This is a genomic window from Enterococcus devriesei, assembly GCF_001885905.1.
GTDB classification, from domain to species: domain Bacteria; phylum Bacillota; class Bacilli; order Lactobacillales; family Enterococcaceae; genus Enterococcus_A; species Enterococcus_A devriesei.
The window spans coordinates 1-577 of the sequence record NZ_JXKM01000049.1 but is presented as its reverse complement, the minus strand read 5'-3'; the positions used below and the strand labels follow the sequence as shown (position 1 = coordinate 577).

General features: G+C 45.9%; 1 rRNA gene. It reads right to left on the bottom strand.

Annotated elements, in window-relative coordinates:
* A 16S ribosomal RNA gene (locus RV00_RS15965) occupies window positions 1-385 on the bottom strand; the annotation flags it as partial.
* Window positions 386-577: the final 192 nt, after the last annotated feature.

Sequence of the window (577 nt, the reverse complement as noted above, 5' to 3'; positions counted from 1 at the left end):
GAAGATTCCCTACTGCTGCCTCCCGTAGGAGTTTGGGCCGTGTCTCAGTCCCAATGTGGCCGATCACCCTCTCAGGTCGGCTATGCATCGTTGCCTTGGTGAGCCGTTACCTCACCAACTAGCTAATGCACCGCGGGTCCATCCATCAGTGACGCAAAAGCGCCTTTCAAAGTAAAACCATGCGGTTTTACTTGTTATACGGTATTAGCACCTGTTTCCAAGTGTTATCCCCTTCTGATGGGCAGGTTACCCACGTGTTACTCACCCGTTCGCCACTCTTTTTCTTTCGGTGGAGCAAGCTCCGGTGAAAGAAAAAGCGTTCGACTTGCATGTATTAGGCACGCCGCCAGCGTTCGTCCTGAGCCAGGATCAAACTCTCATAAAAAGTGTTTGAAACAATCTTGCGATTGTTAAGCTCAATTGTAATAATTGACTTGCTAGCATATTGCTTGCTATGTTGTTTGCTTCTATAAAAGAAGCGCCCTACACATTTGGTTTGTTTTATTCGTTCAGTTTTCAAAGGTCTACGTTGTTTGTCGCTTTGTTTCAGCAACTTTTATATCTTAACAGGTTACTG